Raw genomic sequence first — 18,757 nt, 5'->3', positions numbered from 1 at the left:
CCCGTACGGGCGTTGCACCGCATTTCTTCGACAACCACACGGCCCGGCGCGCTTCATTGAGATGCTCATCAAGGAGCGTGATGCGATGGGCCGGCATGGTCGTCTGATGCTGCTTTAAAAAGTTTCCCAGTCGCCGGATGCGGCAACTGCGAGCTTCGTGGCGGGCGCTTTCGCGACCGGCTTTGCCGGGCCGGAGGCATTAGCTGAAACAGCCGGAGCCGGTGAGGCAATAAGCTTATTAACGGCGCGATTAGCCGCGACGTTAGGCCGCGCTGCAACTTTAATCGCCGGGCTTGCATGCGTCCGGGCGACGACCTTCGGTTCGAGGCGCGCGCGCGGATCGCTGGAAGGTGCGTCGCTGCTGACTTGCCAGTGGCCGACCACGTCCTTCAGCTTGCGTGTCTGCTCTTCAAGCGATGCCGCTGCCGCCGCCGCTTGTTCAACCAGCGCTGCGTTCTGCTGCGTGACCTCGTCCATCTGCCCGACGGCGCGGCTCACCTGTTCAATGCCTTGCGACTGCTCGTCCGACGCGGCGCTGATCTCGCCCATGATGTCGGTGACGCGGCGCACGGCCTGCACGATTTCGTCCATCGTCTCCCCGGCGCGAGCGACCAGCACGGAGCCGCTTTCGACCTTCGCGGTGGAGTCGCCGATCAGTGACTTGATCTCTTTCGCCGCTGCCGCGCTGCGTTGCGCGAGACTGCGCACTTCGCCTGCCACGACTGCGAAACCGCGTCCCTCCTCGCCCGCCCGGGCCGCTTCCACGGCCGCGTTCAGCGCGAGAATATTGGTCTGGAACGCAATGCCTTCAATCACGCCGATGATGTCGACCACCTTGCTCGAACTCGATGAAATCGCGCTCATGGTGTCCACGACCTGCTCCACCACCTGACCACCGCGCGACGCGATATCCGACGCGTTGACCGCCAGCTGCGAAGCTTGCCGCGCGTTCTCGGCGTTCTGCTTCACGGTGCTGGTGAGCTGCTCCATGCTCGACGCCGTTTCCTGCAGCGACGCCGCCTGTTCTTCCGTACGTTGCGAGAGATCCGTGTTGCCGCTCGCAATTTCCCGCGCGCCGACATCGATGGATTCCGCACCGTGATGCACCGATCCGACCATCGCGGTCAGGTTCGTCCGCATCCGCTCGATGCCCGCAAACAAGCGGCCGATCTCATTGGTCTTATCCGTATGCGCGGACTTCGTCAGATCGCCTTTGGCGATGCGTTCGAAGTGATCGACTGCGTCGTTGATCGGCTGGACGATCATGCCGCCCATCGCAACACGCGTGGCAATCAGCGTCAGCACGGCCAGCACCATCACGCCAATAATCACCTCGATCAGCAGCGCAATATTCGCCGCCGCGTCCGCGCGCAACTGCTCGGCGTGCTTCTGCGTCAAGTCGGCCGTGACAGCCGTCGCAGCGTCGAGGGCGATGAACATCGGGCTGATCTTGGTGTCCGCAATGGCGTGATACGCGGCCATGTCGCCGGTGCGCATTGCGGCGAACTCGGGTTCGACGCCGTCATGCATCAGCGCGTCACGTTTCGCGACGATGTCGTCGAGCGTGGCTTGCGGCAGCATCGGCTTTGGCGTCGACAAGAAAAGCTTCCAGCTCTCGTTCGATTTATCGAGCAGGAACTGCCCGCGTTCGAGCACCTTCTTCGCTTCATCGGCGTTGTTCGCCTCCGTCAGCCCGCGCACGCGGTCGAGCGCCACGCGTGAGCGCAGCAGGTTCGACGACGCGTCGCTGAGTGCGCGCATTGACACCATGTCGCTGTCGGCCAGCAAGGAAAGCGAATTGCCGGCCGAGTGCAAGCCATTCAGCGACAAGGCGCTCACCACTGCCGCAAACCCCACGAACAGCAGGCCCACGAGTGTCAGCGTGGTACGAATCGACCAGTTCTTAAGCATGTCTTCTTCCCGACCAGCGTATTGGTAGCCAACTATGTGAAGACTCAGGCAGGCACGGCGACGGAGTCAATCAACTCCATCTCCTTGCTCGTCATCAACTTTTCGATGTCCATCAGGATCAGCATCCGGCCATCGACGGTACCAAGGCCCGTCAGATATTCGGTGGTGAGCGTGGCGCCGAATTCAGGCGCCGGCATGACCTGGTCGGCTTGCAGTGTCAGCACGTCGGACACGCCGTCGACCACCATGCCGACCACGCGATGCGCGACGTTCAGGATGATCACGACCGTCTGGTTGTCATACTCGACGCGACCGAGATTGAACTTGATGCGCATATCGACGATCGGCACGATAATGCCGCGCAAGTTGATCACGCCCTTGATGAACGCCGGTGCATTGGCGATGCGCGTGACGTTGTCGTAGCCGCGAATTTCCTGCACCTTCAAAATGTCGATGCCGTACTCTTCCGCGCCGAGCGTGAAGACGAGGAATTCCTGTCCTGCCGCTTCAGCCTGGCTGACACGTTGAACGTCACGGCGTTGTACCGCCGAAGTAATGGATTGGATGTCTGCTGCCACGTTAGCCTCCAAAAATTGGTTGGGTGTTCCGACTAATTAATCAATGCGTCAGCGCGCCATGCGCCGAGCGATTCTCACGATTCAGCGCCGCGACGTCGACGATCAGTGCGACGCTGCCGTCGCCCAGGATGGTCGCGGCGGAAATGCCGTGCACCTTGCGGTAATTCGTTTCCAGGTTCTTCACCACCACTTGCTGCTGGCCGACCAGTTCATCGATCAGCATGGCAAAGCGGCGTCCTTCCGACTGGATGATCGTGATGATTCCCTGCGTGGGTTCCGTGCGTGCATCGATCACTTCGAAGACCTGGTGAAGCGCGACCAGCGGCAGATATTCGCCACGCACGCGGACCACGCGCTCGCCGCCGGCGACCGTGTAGATATCGTCGGCAACGGGTTGCAGTGACTCCATGACGAAGTTCAGCGGCAGGATGAAAATCTCGCTGCCCACCTTCACCGACATGCCGTCGAGAATCGCCAGCGTCAGCGGCAATACGATCTTCGTGGTGGTGCCGCGGCCTTCGCGTGACTGGATCTCGACATGGCCGCCCATCGCCTGGATGTTGCGTTTCACCACGTCCATGCCCACGCCGCGGCCGGAAATATCCGTGACCTGCTCGGCGGTGGAAAAGCCCGGCATGAAGATCAGTTGCCAGACTTCGTCGTCGGACATTTGTTCGCTGACCTGCATGCCTTGCTTCATTGCCTTGGCGAGAATCTTGTCGCGACGCAGGCCCGCGCCGTCATCGCTGACTTCGATCACGATGTTGCCGCCGTGATGCGCCGCCGACAGCACCAGTTGTCCCGCCGCCGCTTTACCGGCCGCACGTCGCGCTTCCACGGTTTCGATTCCGTGGTCGAGCGAGTTGCGCACGAGGTGCGTCAACGGGTCGATGATCCGTTCAATCAAGCTCTTGTCCAGTTCCGTCGCCTGGCCGAACGTGACGAGTTCGACTTCCTTGCCAAGCTTCCCGGCGAGATCGCGCACGAGACGCGGGAAACGGCTGAAGACGTAGTCCATCGGCATCATGCGGATAGACATCACCGCTTCCTGCAAGTCGCGCGCATTGCGTTCGAGCTGCGCCATGCCGTTGAACAGGCGGTCGTGCAAGGCGGGATCGAAGGTGCTCGTGGTTTCAGCGAGCATGGCCTGCGTGATCACCAATTCGCCAACGAGGTTGATCAGTTGATCGACCTTCTCAACACCCACGCGGATGGAGCTGCCTTCCGCGGCGGCGGGGCCAGCCGCTGCTTTCGTTTTCTTGTCGCCTTCGGGTGCCTTCGGCGCGTCGGGCGCTTCCGCCACCACCGGGCTGACGGATGCCTTGGTGCGGGACTCGGTGGCGGCAGGGGCCGCCACCGGTTCCGTCTTCTCAGATGCGGGTGCTTTTGCTGTCACCTCGTTCAACTTTTCCAGATCTTCCTGCTCTGCAGCAGCTTGCGACCCGCTAGCAGGCGCCGCGTCCGCTGCATTGCCGCGGCTGACCGCGATCTGCGCTTCATCGATCACGAAACAGCACACGGCGACGATATCGTCGGCGGACACATCCGAGTCGAGCCACAACGTTAAATCACCGCCCGACTTCAATTCCCCGACAACAGTACCCAGGTTTCCAAGCTCCTCAGTCAGCAGAGCCTGGTCCTTCTCCCCCACCCCTCGCAGTGTAATTTTCAGGTGAGGACCTTCTTGCCCGGCGCCATCGGCACCTTGGCTTGCATCGGGTGTAGCGGGAAATTCAGCCCACTCGCCCTCTTCCTCGACCGCCTCATTCGCTTGCTCGACCACATGCGGCGGCGGCTCGTTCGGCCCGAGCGCCAGTGCGACTTGCGCGAGATCCTGAGCGATGGCGGCGGCTTCGGCGAACGACGGCTCCGGCTGCGCAACGTTAGCCGCAGCCGCAGCACCGTCAGCCGGATCGTTGTCCCGCAAGAATTCAAGCTTCGCGCAGATCGCCTTCGCGGCGGCCGCGTCCGGCTCAGCACTGGCGCGATACGCACCGAGCTGATCCGACAGCACGTCCTTGGTTTCAAGGAATGTATCGATCATGTCGCGACGCAGGACCAGCTCGTTATTGCGCGCCCGATCGAGCAACGACTCGAGGATGTGCGTGGTCTCGGTCAGCGCCGAAAAACCGAACGTGGCCGCGCCGCCCTTGATCGAATGCGCCGCGCGGAAGATCGCGCCGAGATCCTCGGGATCGGGGTTCGCCAGATCCAGCGCGAGCAGCAACTGCTCCATATCCGCGAGCAGCTCGTCGGCTTCGTCGAAGAATGTTTGATAGAACTGCGTAATGTCGAGTGTCATGCCTGGGTCACCACCGGATGCCTTGTCTGTCGTCGCTATGCGCGTCGTAAAAGCTAATGTTTTCTTCGTGCCTGATGCTTGGTGCTTAATTCTTCGTGCCTGATGCGTCATGCGTCATGCTTCATGCTTCATGCTTCATGCAAAACGGTTGGCGTCAGTTCGGGTGTTCCGCTCCCGACAGCGTGGCCACCAGTTCGGTCAGCATGTCGGGGTCGAACGGTTTTTCGAGCCAGCCCGTCGCGCCCACTGCGCGCGCCGATGCTTTGAACGGCTCGCTCGACTCCGTCGTCAGCACGAGGATCGGCGTATTCGCATAGGCACGATGTCCGCGCAATTTCCCGATCAACTCAAGGCCGCTCATGGCCGGCATGTTCTGGTCGGTGATCACGAGATCGAACTGTTCGGCGAGCGCCGCTTCGTAGGCTTCCGCGCCATCCATGGCCAGCACCACGCGATACCCCGCCGCGACAAACGTCGCCGAAAGGATTTGCCGCATGGCAGCCGAATCGTCGACAGCCAGAATGTTCTTGATCATGATGTGTGCAGCCCTCTGTCCGATGTTCCTGTCGTGCTCTCGTGAGCGAGTTTCATAGTGCCGCCCGTCATGGTGCCGCCGGCTTGGCCGGGAGTGCCGGCGCCAGCGGACCGAAGCTTGGCTTGACGTCGCCCGGGGCGCCCGCATTGCTGGTAATCGTGGTCGCCGGCTGGTCTTCGCGCGTCATCGACTCTTCCGACTTGTGGTTCAACACGAGAATGCTGATACGCCGGTTCTCGGGATCGAACGCATCCTGCTTGTTCAGGTTCTGCGTCGATGCCAGTCCAAGCACCCGCAGCACCTTCGACTCATCCATGCCGCCCGAGATAAGCTCGCGCCGCGACGCATTCGCGCGATCCGCCGACAGCTCCCAGTTGCTGTAACCCTTTTCGCCGCCCGCGTACTGCGTGGCGTCGGTGTGTCCCTGCACCACGATCCGGTTCGGCACGTCATTGAGCGCCTTGCCGATCTCGCGCAGGATGTCGCGCATATAGGGCTCGACGTTGTTGCTGGCGAGCGCGAACATCGGGCGCTTCTGGGTATCGACAATCTCGATGCGCAAACCCTGTTGCGTCGAATCAATCCGGATCTGCTGCCTGAACTGGCGCAACACTGGGTTCGCTTCAATCGCGGCCATCAGCTTGACCTGCAGGTCGCGCAAACGCGCCTGGTCGCGCCGTTCGAGTTCACCCTGCGCGGCCCTCAACGTTTGCTCGTCAAGCCGGTCTACGCGCCGCGTGCCGTCGCTCATACGAGTCGTGCCCGGCTCGGGGCTTGAAATATCGCGCCCGCCGCCGTCGATAATGCTGGAGTCCATGCCGCTCTTCTGCCCGCCCATGATCGCGTTCTTCAGCGGCATGTTGAAGTACTCGGCAATCCCCTGGCGCTGCACCGGCGACACCGCGCTCAGCAGCCACATCAACAGGAAGAACGCCATCATCGCGGTCATGAAGTCGGCGTACGCCAGTTTCCAGGCGCCACCGTGATGTGACTTTTTGTTCGATACGACGCGCTTGATGAAAATCGGACGGTCTTTGTCGTTCGGCATGGCGGGCTCGGTGCGCTCGGTCGTTGAAGGCGGTTACTTCGCCTTCACGCGGCGCACGTGTTCTTCCAGTTCGGAGAACGACGGACGCTCGGTGGAGAAGAGCACTTTGCGGCCGAACTCCACCGCAATAGCTGGTGCGTAGCCGTTCAAGCTCGCCAGGATCGTCACCTTGATGCACTGGAACATCTTCGTCGACTCCGCGACGCGCTGTTCCGCGACGCTCGCGAGCGGGCCGATCAATCCATAGGACAGCAAGATGCCGAGGAACGTCCCGACCAGCGCCTGCGCGATCATTTCGCCGAGAATCGCCGGCGGCTGATCGGCCGATGCCATGGTGTGGACCACGCCCATCACGGCCGCGACAATCCCGAACGCCGGCATTGCGTCGCCTACCTTGTGCAGCGCCTGCGCCGGGCCTTCACCTTCCGCGTGATGCGTCTCGATTTCCTCATCCATGAGGCTCTCGATCTCGAACGCGTTCATGTTGCCGCCGACCATCAGGCGCAAATAATCAGTCAGAAATTCGACAATATGGTGATCCGCCAGGATCTTCGGGTACTGGCCGAAGATTGGGCTTTTGGCCGGATCGTCGATATCGGACTCCAGCGTCAGCGTGCCCTCCTTGCGTGCTTTTGCGAGCAGCACGTAGAGCAGCGCCATCAGCTCCATGTACACGTCCTTGTTGTACTTCGAGCCCTTGAAGAGCGTCGGGATCACGCGCAGCGTGGCCTTGATCGTCTTCATGCCGTTGCCGAGGATGAAGGCGCCCACCCCGGCGCCCGCGATCATCAGGATTTCAACGGGCTGGACCAATGCGCCAAGGTGACCGCCTTCCAGCGCATAACCGCCGAAGACGGACAACAGCGTCACTAGTGTTCCGATGAAAATCAGCACAATCGAGCCCTCATGGTTGCATCGGCGAAACCGCCGTTAAGTGGTTTACGGCAAGTGGCTGGAAAACTTTGAAGGGAAATCGCGGATCGGGCAGTGGGTCTGAAGCCGGGTGGCGTCTTGATTGGCGGTGTATTCAAGCCTTCAGGGCAGTCCGCTGGCGAGCCGGTTCAAGCGCCTCGCTGCAGTGCGTGGCTCGCGCCAGTCCAGAAACCGGGCAAAGATGCCGATTCGTAGCTTACGGATCGGCAAAAAATTGTAAGCAAGTAATAGTCGGTGGAGAGCGAGCGAATTAATTTCCGAGCAGGTTGCCCCATGCTTTGACTAACGTCTGACTAACGGCTGGGCCGGGTAAATCTTTACGCGGCGAGCATTTGTTTTCCCCGCCCAAGGCTAACGTCAACCCGGGCGCGGCATGCCCAGCGCGCCTGCGCGGTGGCACATACTTTGCTGCTTCTTGCGTCTTGGGCAATGCATCCTGCACCGCGCAATTTGAAATCAGACGCGCAATCGCTTGCCGCATAAGGGTGTCGGCGATCCGCCGAACTACGTAACGGCCGGTGTTTCGGCCTGTAACAAGGTTAAGCGTTTGCAAAATGACTCGTTGATGCGAAGAGTCATCTCGATAATGGGTTGTAAGGGATAACCCGATTCATCCGGGTCCTATCTTTCAGGGGGCGGCAGCATTGACGCTGGCCCGTCCGCAAGGCTTCACCGGTTTTCGTTCCGAAGACTGTGCGTCGAAGCCGTCACGAACAGGAGAGTCACGTTATGCGTATCGCACAAATTGCACCCTTGCACGAAGCGGTCCCCCCGAAGTTCTACGGCGGCACCGAGCGCGTTGTGTCGTATCTGACCGACGCTCTGGTTGATCTCGGCCATGACGTGACCCTGTTCGCGAGCGGCGACTCGCAGACCAAGGCGAAGCTGGAAGCCGCCTGGCCGCGCGCGTTGCGACTTGATCCGTCTATCCGCGACTGGAATGCGCCGCACGCGCTGTTGCTCGAGAACGTACGTCGTCGGGCTCATGAATTCGACGTGCTGCACTTCCACCTCGACTACATGCCGTTCTCGGTGTTCTCGCAAATGGACACGCCGTTCCTGACCACGCTTCATGGCCGGCTGGATCTGCCCGAACTACAACCGGTGTTCAGCGCATTTCCTGACGCATCGGTCGTTTCGATTTCGGATTCACAGCGCGTGCCGCTTCCGCAAGCCGGATGGCTCAACACGATTTATCACGGACTTCCGGAAAACTTGCTGACGCCGCAAACGCACAAGAAGCCGGAATACCTCGCGTTTTTGGGTCGTATCTGCCCGGAAAAGCGCGCCGATCTGGCCATCAAGATTGCCGCTCAAAGCGGCCTTCCGCTGAAGATTGCTGCCAAGGTGGACAAGGTCGACCAGGAGTACTTCAAGAGTGTGATCGAGCCGCTGCTGGCGGAATCGAAAGCCAGTGTTGAATTTGTCGGCGAGATCAATGAGCAGCAAAAGCCGGAGTTCCTGTCGGGCGCCAAAGCGTTGCTGTTCCCGATTGACTGGTCGGAGCCGTTTGGCCTGGTGATGATTGAAGCGATGGCGTGTGGTACGCCGGTGATCGCGTTCAATCGTGGTTCGGTGCCGGAAGTGATCGACCACGGCGTGACGGGTTTCATTTGCGAGGACGTGCAGGGCGCGGTCGGCGCACTTCAGCGCCTGGATGAACTCTCACGCACTGAAATTCGCGCGCAGTTCGAACGTCGCTTTAGTGCAAAGACCATGGCGCTAAACTACGTAGAGAGCTATACCGCGTTATTGCAAGCCGCCAACCGACCGGTATTGCGCCGAGTAGCGATCGGTTAAATACCGGCTCATTGCTTCAGTCGCTGGAGACCGGGTGCCGCGCCGCAAAAGTTTGAAAAGGCTTGGAATTGCGGCATCGACTCGATTGGCAACAATGGTTGCGTAGTTATCCAACGTTATTGCAAAGCACAAAAAAATCCGCCCTCTTCGGGCGGATTTTTTCGTTCTCATTTCATGCAAACATTTAAGTTCAATTTTTGTCTACGTTATTCGATGCAGTCACCATACTCTTTTAAGAGTGCGCCTGATTAATCAGGAAGCGCTCGCGATTCTTTCCCACGATCCATTTCGGTGGTTTGCCGCGACCGCTCCAAGTGCTGCCTGACTTGGGATCCTGATAAATCGGCGGGAGCGGTTCCTTCTTCGGTGGCCGGCCACGCCGGATAACTGTTAACCCCAAATCCTGCGCCGTCAGTCCGTATTCGACGATTTTGCGCCTGATATCTGCGAGTACTGCTTCCAGTTCTGCGCGGCGTGCCTCCTCCGCCTGCTCCTGAAGCTTGGCGATCTGCGCCTTGAGCTCGGTGTATTCCGACATTTCCCAATCCTTTCTAATAGCCCGCGATTATTGAGAAGCGTAACGGCATCGATTAAAAGATGCAACGTTTGAACATCCAATTGCAAAAAATCTTAATGCTAATGAGAAGAATCTTGAAACTACAGGGCATTCTTAATAAGAGTTCCCTTAGTTCCGAGTGATTTAACAATTGTTGACAACTAGTCCCGGGACTCGGATTACACTGCTTACCCGCCGCGGTGGTCCGTACAAATATCCGTGGTCACAAGCGTCGGAATTGTTTCAGTTTTTTATATATTTTTAGGACTACGAATCATGCGATTAGGACAGCGCCTCGGCGCAGAAATGTTTGGTACGTTCTGGCTCGTGCTGGGCGGCTGCGGCAGCGCAGTGCTGGCCGCGGGTTACCCTCAACTTGGTATTGGCTTCGCGGGCGTGTCGCTAGCGTTCGGCCTGACGGTGCTCACCATGGCCTACGCCATCGGTCACATTTCGGGTTGCCACTTGAACCCGGCAGTGAGCGTCGGTTTGACGGTCGCAGGACGCTTCCCGGTCCGCGATCTGGGTCCGTACATTGTTGCCCAAGTGGTGGGTGGCGTGCTCGGCGCGTACGTGTTGTCGGTGATCGCCAGTGGCGCGCCGGGCTTCGACCTGGTTGCCAGCGGCTTTGCCACCAATGGTTACGGCGATCACTCGCCGGGTCATTACACAATGATCGCAGCGCTCGTATGTGAAGTCGTAATGACGTTCTTCTTCCTGTTCGTCATCCTGGGCGCCACCGACAGCCGCGCGCCTGCCGGGTTTGCGCCAATCGCCATTGGCCTGTGCCTGACGCTGATCCACCTGATCTCGATTCCGGTCACGAATACGTCGGTGAACCCGGCGCGTTCCACGGGCCCGGCGTTGTTCGTGGGCGGTGCGGCGATGGAACAACTGTGGCTGTTCTGGGTCGCCCCCATCATTGGCGCCATCATCGCAGGCGTGGTTTATCCGTTGCTGACCGGTGCGAAGAACCGGGCGCTTGCTGCAGCGTGAATTAAAAACGGTGAAGGCCGATAGAAAAACGGGCGCTCAGCGCCCGTTTTTTATTGCGTGATTCGTTTTTATCTCGCCGATATGGCAGATCAATATGAATAATCCGCGACAAATGTAATGGCGGCTTACGGCCCGCGAGGGTTTTTAAATGTCAAATTACTTATATGCGGTAGGGAAACTGCCTACAAACGACGGCTGACAGGGACTTTGCAGGTATTTAGCCGGCAGACAAACCCTAACCTGAACTTTCGCGATACTTTCATTTGCTGACAACTCGTCGATACTCGTAAAACAGCTCATGCGTAGATTTGGAGTCATGCGACACGCGTCGCCCAAAAGGAGAACACCATGAAACGCATCGTCACTCATTTGCTGGTTGCCGCTGGTCTTGCAATGGGCGCAGTCGGCGCCGCGCAAGCTCACACCGATGTCTCTATTGGACTGTCACTCGGCGTGCCCGCGTATGTGCAATCCGCACCGGTATATGTCCAACCCGCGCCGTACTATCGCGCTCCCCCGCCCGTCTGGGGTCATCGCGACGACCGCTGGGGCGGTCCGGACCGTGGACATTGGAACCGCACCGGCTGGGATCATGGTGGCTACGGTCATGACGGCTGGAACCGTCGCGGGTAAGCAGCGCGAGTCGTAGCGATTTGCTAAGGGTTCTTCGAGCGAAGGGAGCGGCCGGTCTGGGCGTTCCCTTTTTTGCTACCGATTAGCGCTACGGCCACGATGCTGGCCAGCGCTGCATTTAGTCTTAACCTCAGCCGTCCTCGCACTTCCAGCCTTCGCCGCTTTATTCGTCAGCGCGAGCCGGCGCGGCGAGCTCGTCTGTCATACCGAACAACGCACGCAATTGATGCGCAACGCCGGCCTCAAAGTTGTTACCCGTCCGAGGGACATTCGGCAGGCGTTTTATCAGCGCCGGATTGGCGTTGTTCATCATGAATGGCCGGCCCGCGGTTTCAAGCAGATCGATGTCGTTCATGTTGTCGCCGAAAGCGACACAATGCGCAGTGTCGATATCCAGCCGGTCCAGCACGAACCGCAACGCCCGCCCCTTCGAGACATCAGACGTCATCACTTCGAGACAATCCGGCATCGAATAGGTGACGTAGATGGAGTCGCCGAATTCACGTTCGAGATTCGCCGCGGTCACCTTGAGATCATCCGGCTCGCCGATATACAGCACCTTCGCAATGTTCTCGCCGTCGTGCTCGCGCAGATCCATCACATCGTAGTCAAAGCCTGAATCCTGATGGAACGCCAGCAATTCGGGCGCGTGACGGTCGATCAGCCAGGCGTCGTCGGCGAAAAGATTGACGATCACCCGCTCGCTTCCTGCCAGATCAGGCTGGGCGAGCCGGCGCACCGCCGCCGGAGCGATATCGCGGGCGTAAATACGCTCGTTGTCGGGCGCGTGAATACGCGCGCCATTCGACGTGATCAGATAAGCCTCAATGCCTAGCACTTTCCGAATCCCGACCACATCGCGATAATGCCGCCCCGTCGCGATGATGAAACGCACACCGCGCGCTTCCAGTTCGCGGACCGTTTCGATGGTGAACGGGTCGACCTGATGGTCGCTGTTGAGCAAGGTGCCGTCGAGATCAGTAGCGATGATGGAATACATGGGAAGCGCTTTCCTTTAAGTCGTTAGGAACCGTGCATTTTAGCCCTCACGGGCTGACTTTCGGCTCGCGGCGTGGCGTGCCAGTTGCAGAGCGCCTGCAGCAGAGTCCGCGAGTGGCAGACGCAAGCGGCTGCGCAGCTCGTCCGGAACGAACGGAGTCAGTGGTACGGCCAACCCGCCACACAATGCGACCGGCAGAGATTGATCCGGGTCCAGCGCCGACACCATTTTTGCGATCTCGCTCCCTGCCTCCTCAAGCAGGCGAGCTGCGAACGGATGATTTCTGTGTTCGAAAACGGTTGGCGCCAACGTCGCATAACCCGTTTGATTTGCCGCGCAGAGCCATACGACGAGATTGTCTCGATCACTCGTATTTGTGCACGCGAGCAATGCCGCGGACCAGTCGTCGGCGGGTGCCCGGCCGTCCAGCACTTGCTGCAGATGCACGACCGCCCGCAAGCCCAGCCAGGCTCCGCTCGCCTCGTCGCCGCTCGGAAAACCATAACCGCCCGCGATTGCAACCTGACCGCGTGCATCCAGCGACGCAGCGATACTGCCCGTGCCCAGCGCCACGATCACGCCCGGTTCGCCCCCATGCGCGCCGAGCAATGTAGTGAAAGCGTCGCTTTCGACGGCAAGCGCGCACCCGTCCGGCGCGGTGGCATGAAACTGCGCCAGCCAGCCCGCGTGATTCACGCCGGCCAGGCCACAACCCAGCGCACATGTGCTCCACTCGAACGGCAGGCCCGCTGCTTCAAACGCGCGCGAACACGCCGCTTCGATAGCCTCCCACGCGCGCTCGACACCGAGCGCCAGGCCTGACGGCCCGCCCGTCGCACGTGCCAGTTCGATGCCCTCGGTGTTCGCCAGGACGACGCGCGTACCGCTGCCGCCGCCGTCGACGCCGATCAGATACTGATGTGTGCAAGTTGAAGTAGTCATGTCTGCAAGCTTAACGGCACGACCCGCACGCCGCCACTCAGCCGAACGGGCTATGTCGCCTGAAACGCGGCGAGACAACGAGCGACCTTCGGGTGACTTTCTGCCATGGGTCACAGCTGCCGCGACTGGACGTCATGCCCGTTCGTTGTACCGAAGGCCGATACGCCCGGCAGCCGCCGGATGCCGGGCTCGCCGCTGGAAACCTGTATGCGGGGAAAATCGCTCGAGAACCCGGCCAATCGGCCGACTGTTCTCCCCCTGTCCTTCCGCCTATCCTGATCGAACGCCAACCCTGCATTCCCTGAATCCGACATGACAAACCCGAAGAAAAGCCGCCCAGAAGACAGTCCCGAGCCGCACCGTTGCAGTTGGGTAACGACCGAATCACTCGCCCGCTATCACGACGAGGAATGGGGCGTTGCGTCGCACGACGATCGCCATCTGTTCGAAATGCTCGTGCTGGAAGGCGCCCAGGCCGGGCTGTCATGGTTGACGATTTTGAACAAGCGTGACGGTTACCGTGCTTTGTTCCACAACTTCGATATCGACCGAGTGGCCGCCTTCAGCGAAGACGATGCAGCCCGGTTGCTGCTCGACGCCCGCATTATTCGCAATCGCGCGAAGATCTCAGCGGCCGTCGCCAATGCTCGCGCGGTGCAGCGCATCCAGGCGGAACACGGCTCGCTCGCGAATTTCGTGTGGTCGTTCGTGGGCAATACACCCATCGACACCCCGCGCGCAACCTACGCACAGGCGCCCGCCTCCACCGAGGTGTCCGACGCCATGAGCCGCGCGCTCAAGAAATACGGCTGCAAGTTCGTCGGAACGACCATCTGCTACGCGTTCATGCAGGCAACCGGCATGGTCAACGACCACGAGGCTGCTTGCTTCTGCCGGTTCCGCGAGAGCGCGAGGGTCCCGAAGCGCGAAACGCCTAAGCGTCGAACAAATTAGGCAATTTGCTCCACCAGTTTCCGATACGAACATTGCGTTTTCGCAACATCTTTCGCGATTTAAGTCGTGCTCAGGGAAAATCCTGACGATAACCGTACCAGGGAGGTGAATCACGCTCTGAAGCCTTTACTACAAAGGCTCTACGGGGATTCACCCCCTGTGCAGGAAGTCAGACATCATGTCAGAATTGCGGCCAGCCACACACAGCGCCACTTTTTTACCGAAAAGAACCGCTATAAATACGTTGTAAGCGCCTTTTCCCGGCGAGCCGGATGAGTTTAAAACCGCTGTCGCTTCTCACCGCTTGGCAAGCGTCTTCCGGCCGTGCGAACGATCGCGGAAAAGTGGGGAAAGGCCGGTGAAATGACACGGTTTTTATGTGGTCAGTCGCGCTATGACGATCACGCGCGCGTCCGATACTAATAACGCTGTTTGATGAACACCCAGAATGCGCCGCAGCTGTCGGCGCAGGGGAGAACCAGAATGAAAAACCTGAATTTCTTAACGCACCAGGAAATTTTCGACCGTTCCGTGCTTCACCTGTTCGGCCAAGGCCAGGCAGCGTTGTTGCCGCACGGCGGCGGTGCCTATCGCGGTTATTGCGGCGGTTGTCCTGTCGGCAGCTTCATCAAGGCGCGCGATTACATGACCGCCATGGAAGGCGTGCCCATTCGCTACATCAGCAAAGGGCCGGAAGGCGTGCCCGCGTATATGGACGTGGGTGTAGTGGCGCTGAAGCGCGCGCTCCTGCGCTCAAATATCAACGTCTACGACCCGACGACCGTCGAGCTGCTCAGCTGCCTGCAAAACGTACACGACGTGTTCGGCAAGTGGGAATGGCGTGAACGCTTTGCGTCGATTGCCCGTCAGTTCAACTTGTCGGCAAACCGGCTTAAGTCGGCAGCCTGAGCGGGGAATTAAACAGAATTTTGCGGGACCCGCGAGGCGGTCATGTTGCTGAAACAATTCCCCCTCGCTTTGCCCCACGAACGAACCGCGTCCGCGCCGATATCGAACGAATAAATACGCGCGCGGGCGAGCAACGCAATAGTCACGGCAACGAGCAATGCAATGTTAACGGCGAGAGACATCTACGAGCGCGTGAGCAACCATCTGCTGACGCAACGCGCTGTATCAGAAGACGAAAACGGTTCGTGCCGGCTACGGAGCGGCAATGGCCGCAAGTGCGCTATCGGCTCGCTGATCGCGGACGAGTTGTATCGGCCGGAGATTGAAGGCGTAGGGATCTCGTACTACCAGCACGCAAAGGATGGCTCATTGTTGCGCGCGCTGTACGCGTCGGAGGTTAATGCCTACGATCCGGATATCGTCGAGTTGCTGATCGAATTGGAAGAAGTCCACGACGATTTCAACGTGGACGAATGGCCACGGCTTCTGGCGCGCGTGGGCGAACGCCATGCGTTTGTGTGAATGCGAATAAACGCGCGTTAGCTCAGGCTACGGCCTGCCACGCTGGGACAAAAGCGAAAAACGAAGAAGATCCGCTCAGGCGGCGTAATTCAGAAGCCCAGAATCCACCTGCAGACGTCCAGCCGAGACGATCCGACCAAGCTGAGCTGAGCCGCAAATCGAAGTAAAGCCAGACCGTAAGACCAGCAAATCTAACCAGACCAGACAAGCAAAACGGCGATGCAACCCTTGCGGGCGGCATCGCCGTTTTGCTTGGTGCAGCCCATCAACCGGGCTGCGACCTGCCAAGACTTAGTGAAGCTTCTTGGGCAGCATCTGGCTGCGCAGACGCTTGCGCAGGCGGCTGACTGCTGCCGCTTTCTTGCGCTTGCGTGCCGTCGTCGGCTTTTCATACGACTGACGTTCGCGAAGTTCGGCGATCAGGCCGTTCTTTTCGATGGTCCGGCGAAAGCGACGGATCGCAACGTCGAACGGCTCGTTTTCTTTCAAAACAATAGTGGTCATGGAGGTCCTAAATCGCTGATACGTTTTTCTGACTGCGCGGCGAAGCGTACTGCCTAAGGCAACGCCGCGCGCCGGCACTCCGATCGTCCACCCAACAAACAGCGGACACGAGCAAAGCGGCCACGGAGGCCGGAAAAGAGAGAGGTGGGATTTCACCGCCGATCACGGCATGCGCAGTCTGTTAAAAACGAACAGCGCACTTCGGGCCGCCCGGCGTCGCTTAAAAATAGCTGCGCCATCGGGCAAAAATCTCGATTCGGGCGAGATGTTATCAGATCGTTGCCCGGTCGCCAACCCCGCAGCGTCTGTTTGCGGGGTGACAACCTCATGATCATGCGCGTTTTTTGCCGATTTCAGTCCGGATTGCTGGCTTCGTCGAGCAGTGCGACGTCTTCAGGCGTCAACGTAATGCGGGTCGCGTGGGCAAGCGTTTCGAGCTGCTTGACCGATGTCGCGCTCGCGATCGGCGCCGTAACGCCCGGCCGTGCGATCAGCCATGCAAGCGCGACTGCCGCCGGCTCCGCGTCATGGCGGTCTGACACTTTAACCAGCGCATTAACAATTCTCAAGCCCCGGTCGTTCAGATATCCCGACACTTTCGCGCCGCGGGCACTGTTCTCGGTATCGGCTTTGGATCGATATTTTCCACTCAGGAAACCGCTCGCCAAACTGTAATACGTCACAACCGACACCTTGTGCGCCTTGATAACCGGTTCCAGGTCATTCTCGTAACCGGCACGATCATAAAGATTGTATTCAGGCTGAAGCACCTGATAACTCGCAATGCCCTCTTTCGCCGATATCTTCAGCGCCTCTTCCAGCCTTTCACCCGTGTAATTCGACGCACCAATCACGCGCACTTTTCCCGCCGTAATCAGCTTTTGATACGCAGCGAGCGTGTCCAGAAGCGGGGTTTTATCGTCGTCCCGATGAGAAAAGTAGACGTCGACGTAATCCGTCTTCAGGCGTTTCAGCGAGTCGTTGACGGCCGCCTCGATATTCGCCGCCGACAGCCCCGTGCGCGTGCTCAGCATGCCGACCTTGGTTGCCAGCACGATCTTGTCGCGCTTGCCGCTTTCCTTGAGCCACTTGCCGATGATCGTCTCCGACTCGCCGCCCTGATGGCCGTCGACCCAGGCTGAATAGACGTCGGCGGTATCGATGAAATTAAGTCCGTGGTCAACGAAGGCGTCGAGGATCGAGAACGACGTCCGCTCGTCAGCGGTCCAGCCGAATACATTTCCGCCGAAAACGAGCGGCGCGATCTTGAGGTCTGACGTACCAATAGTGCGGTGCTGCATGGAGGCTCCCGGGCTGATTAAGTCAAACGCGTGATAACGGATCCGAAAAAGAATACCCGCGAATCCTTTTACTCGCAGGCAATGGGTCATTCGCTATGTCATTCGCTATTCCCCCTACAAATCCTTACCTAAGTCCTCAAGTTTTTTTTTCATGAGCCGCTAACCCATGTAGGCGGCCGGCTACCACGCTCGGGAACCGCCAGGCAACAGGACCTGTGCAGTAGCCATAACAGCCCTTTTAGTTCTTTCAGGAGAAATCCAAATGATCGGTATCAATAGCAATATCAACTCGCTGGTCGCTCAGCAAAACCTGAACACCTCGCAAAGCGCGCTGTCGCAGGCCATCACGCGCCTGTCGTCCGGTAAGCGGATCAACAGCGCAGCGGACGATGCGGCAGGTCTCGCGATCTCGAACCGGATGCAAACGCAGATCAACGGCTTGAACCAAGGCGTTTCGAATGCGAACGACGGCGTTTCGATGATCCAGACGGCATCGAGCGGTTTGGCGCAGATCACGTCGAGCCTGCAAACCATTCGTCAACTCGCAGTGCAAGCATCGAGCGGCTCGCTGTCGTCAAGCGACCAGGCAGCACTGCAACAAGAAGTTGCGCAGCAAGTCGCTGAAGTGAACCGCGTGGCATCGCAAACGAACTACAACGGCAAGAACGTTCTGGACGGCTCGGCTGGTAACGTGAGCTTCCAGGTCGGCGCGAACGTCGGTCAGACGATCAGCCTGAACCTGACGCAAAGCCTGTCGGCAGCTTCGCTTGGTGGCGGCACGGTGCAAAAGGGCAACACGCTGGGCACGATTTCGGGTCTTGACTTGACAGCGGCCGGTGGAGTTCCTGCAGCGGGCGTAGCGGGCGCTATCACGTCGATCAACGTCTTGTCCGATGGCAACGGCGGCTACACCTTTACCGACCAGAACAACCAGGCCATCTCAACGACGACGTCGAGCGCATTGTTTTCTACGAATTCCAGCGGCCAACTCGTAGTCAACAGCGCGACAGCGACTAACCCGCTGACAACAGCGAATGCCGTAACGACGATCAGCGCTGCAAACACCACCTCTTTGACCGCTGGCGAAACCCTCGGCACGATTTCGAACATCTCGATTGACCCGAGCACGGGTGCTGCGTCCACCGCCGCCAGCGCTATCACGTCAATTACAGTGAAGTCGGACGGCAACTCAGGATTGCAGTTCTTTGATCAGAACGGCAATCAGCTTGCCAACACCAGCAACGCTATCACGTCCAACTTTACCCTCACGGCTGCTGTTCCTGGCACAACGGCTGCGACGTTCACGCTCAAGACTGCCGGCTCTGCACCCTCA

The 18,757-nt window shown here is 59.3% G+C and carries 17 protein-coding genes and 1 pseudogene; 7 read left to right on the top strand and 11 right to left on the bottom strand.

Translation table 11 applies throughout. The features are described 5' to 3' along the window. Positions 1 to 114 precede the first annotated feature (114 nt). The 6 genes from GSQ93_RS18295 to motA form a co-directional block, all read right to left on the bottom strand. Positions 115 to 1,911 (bottom strand): methyl-accepting chemotaxis protein, encoded by a 1,797-nt coding sequence (locus tag GSQ93_RS18295; protein WP_158937078.1) that lies wholly within the window; start codon positions 1,909 to 1,911, stop codon positions 115 to 117. A gap of 44 nt (positions 1,912 to 1,955) precedes the next feature. Continuing rightward, positions 1,956 to 2,489: a chemotaxis protein CheW gene (gene cheW / locus GSQ93_RS18290; protein ID WP_031357095.1), complete on the bottom strand. Its 534-nt coding sequence runs from the start codon at positions 2,487 to 2,489 to the stop codon at positions 1,956 to 1,958. A gap of 40 nt (positions 2,490 to 2,529) precedes the next feature. Beyond that, positions 2,530 to 4,791 carry a chemotaxis protein CheA gene (gene cheA, locus GSQ93_RS18285; RefSeq protein ID WP_158937077.1) on the bottom strand — a complete coding sequence of 754 codons (2,262 nt, stop codon included), beginning with the start codon at positions 4,789 to 4,791 and terminating at the stop codon, positions 2,530 to 2,532. Between the two features lie 154 nt (positions 4,792 to 4,945). Beyond that, a complete protein-coding gene (locus tag GSQ93_RS18280) occupies positions 4,946 to 5,326 on the bottom strand; it encodes a response regulator (protein ID WP_158937076.1) in 381 nt (126 codons plus the stop codon). Between the two features lie 67 nt (positions 5,327 to 5,393). Continuing rightward, positions 5,394 to 6,374: a flagellar motor protein MotB gene (gene motB / locus GSQ93_RS18275; RefSeq protein ID WP_158937075.1), complete on the bottom strand. Its 981-nt coding sequence runs from the start codon at positions 6,372 to 6,374 to the stop codon at positions 5,394 to 5,396. Positions 6,375 to 6,407: 33 nt separating this feature from the next. Next, positions 6,408 to 7,268: a flagellar motor stator protein MotA gene (gene motA, locus GSQ93_RS18270; protein ID WP_158937074.1), complete on the bottom strand. Its 861-nt coding sequence runs from the start codon at positions 7,266 to 7,268 to the stop codon at positions 6,408 to 6,410. A 768-nt stretch (positions 7,269 to 8,036) separates the two neighbouring features. On the opposite strand from motA, the gene GSQ93_RS18265 reads away from it, so the two are divergent. After that, entirely contained in the window at positions 8,037 to 9,107 is a 1,071-nt protein-coding gene (locus tag GSQ93_RS18265) for a glycosyltransferase family 4 protein (RefSeq protein ID WP_158937073.1), read from the top strand. Positions 9,108 to 9,339: 232 nt separating this feature from the next. Here the strand turns inward: GSQ93_RS18265 and GSQ93_RS18260 are convergent, their stop codons facing one another. Further along, entirely contained in the window at positions 9,340 to 9,645 is a 306-nt protein-coding gene (locus GSQ93_RS18260) for an H-NS family nucleoid-associated regulatory protein (protein WP_158937072.1), read from the bottom strand. Between the two features lie 294 nt (positions 9,646 to 9,939). On the opposite strand from GSQ93_RS18260, the gene aqpZ reads away from it, so the two are divergent. Beyond that, the gene (gene aqpZ / locus GSQ93_RS18255; RefSeq protein ID WP_158937071.1) at positions 9,940 to 10,659 is read left to right on the top strand and encodes an aquaporin Z; all 720 of its coding nucleotides are present in this window, start codon (positions 9,940 to 9,942) and stop codon (positions 10,657 to 10,659) included. A 348-nt stretch (positions 10,660 to 11,007) separates the two neighbouring features. After that, complete coding sequence (locus tag GSQ93_RS18250; protein ID WP_158937070.1) at positions 11,008 to 11,292, top strand: hypothetical protein; 285 nt, start codon at positions 11,008 to 11,010, stop codon at positions 11,290 to 11,292. Positions 11,293 to 11,455: 163 nt separating this feature from the next. Here the strand turns inward: GSQ93_RS18250 and GSQ93_RS18245 are convergent, their stop codons facing one another. Both GSQ93_RS18245 and GSQ93_RS18240 read right to left on the bottom strand, forming a co-directional pair. Then, positions 11,456 to 12,292, bottom strand: a complete 837-nt coding sequence (locus GSQ93_RS18245; RefSeq protein WP_158937069.1) for a Cof-type HAD-IIB family hydrolase — start codon at positions 12,290 to 12,292, stop codon at positions 11,456 to 11,458. 39 nt (positions 12,293 to 12,331) lie between these two features. Continuing rightward, positions 12,332 to 13,234, bottom strand: a complete 903-nt coding sequence (locus tag GSQ93_RS18240) for a BadF/BadG/BcrA/BcrD ATPase family protein (protein ID WP_158937068.1) — start codon at positions 13,232 to 13,234, stop codon at positions 12,332 to 12,334. Between the two features lie 312 nt (positions 13,235 to 13,546). Between GSQ93_RS18240 and GSQ93_RS18235 the strand changes: the two genes are divergently transcribed. The 3 genes from GSQ93_RS18235 (at position 13,547) to GSQ93_RS18225 (ending at position 15,619) form a co-directional block, all read left to right on the top strand. Continuing rightward, positions 13,547 to 14,188, top strand: coding sequence for a DNA-3-methyladenine glycosylase I (locus GSQ93_RS18235; RefSeq protein WP_158937067.1), 642 nt, complete (start codon positions 13,547 to 13,549; stop codon positions 14,186 to 14,188). 483 nt (positions 14,189 to 14,671) lie between these two features. Beyond that, positions 14,672 to 15,097: a hypothetical protein gene (locus tag GSQ93_RS18230; RefSeq protein ID WP_158937066.1), complete on the top strand. Its 426-nt coding sequence runs from the start codon at positions 14,672 to 14,674 to the stop codon at positions 15,095 to 15,097. Between the two features lie 162 nt (positions 15,098 to 15,259). After that, complete coding sequence (locus GSQ93_RS18225) at positions 15,260 to 15,619, top strand: hypothetical protein (protein WP_158937065.1); 360 nt, start codon at positions 15,260 to 15,262, stop codon at positions 15,617 to 15,619. Between the two features lie 291 nt (positions 15,620 to 15,910). Here the strand turns inward: GSQ93_RS18225 and rpsU are convergent, their stop codons facing one another. Then, a complete protein-coding gene (gene rpsU / locus GSQ93_RS18220; RefSeq protein WP_031357080.1) occupies positions 15,911 to 16,123 on the bottom strand; it encodes a 30S ribosomal protein S21 in 213 nt (70 codons plus the stop codon). 353 nt (positions 16,124 to 16,476) lie between these two features. Further along, on the bottom strand, positions 16,477 to 17,424 hold the full coding sequence (locus GSQ93_RS18215) for an aldo/keto reductase (protein ID WP_158937064.1): 948 nt from the start codon (positions 17,422 to 17,424) through the stop codon (positions 16,477 to 16,479). Between the two features lie 262 nt (positions 17,425 to 17,686). Here GSQ93_RS18215 and GSQ93_RS18210 point away from each other — a divergent pair. Next, positions 17,687 to 18,757, top strand: a pseudogene (locus GSQ93_RS18210) (flagellin); the annotation flags it as partial.

The organism is Burkholderia sp. S171 (assembly GCF_009766085.1).
Classification (GTDB): domain Bacteria; phylum Pseudomonadota; class Gammaproteobacteria; order Burkholderiales; family Burkholderiaceae; genus Caballeronia.
This window is presented reverse-complemented; position numbering and strand designations above follow the sequence as displayed.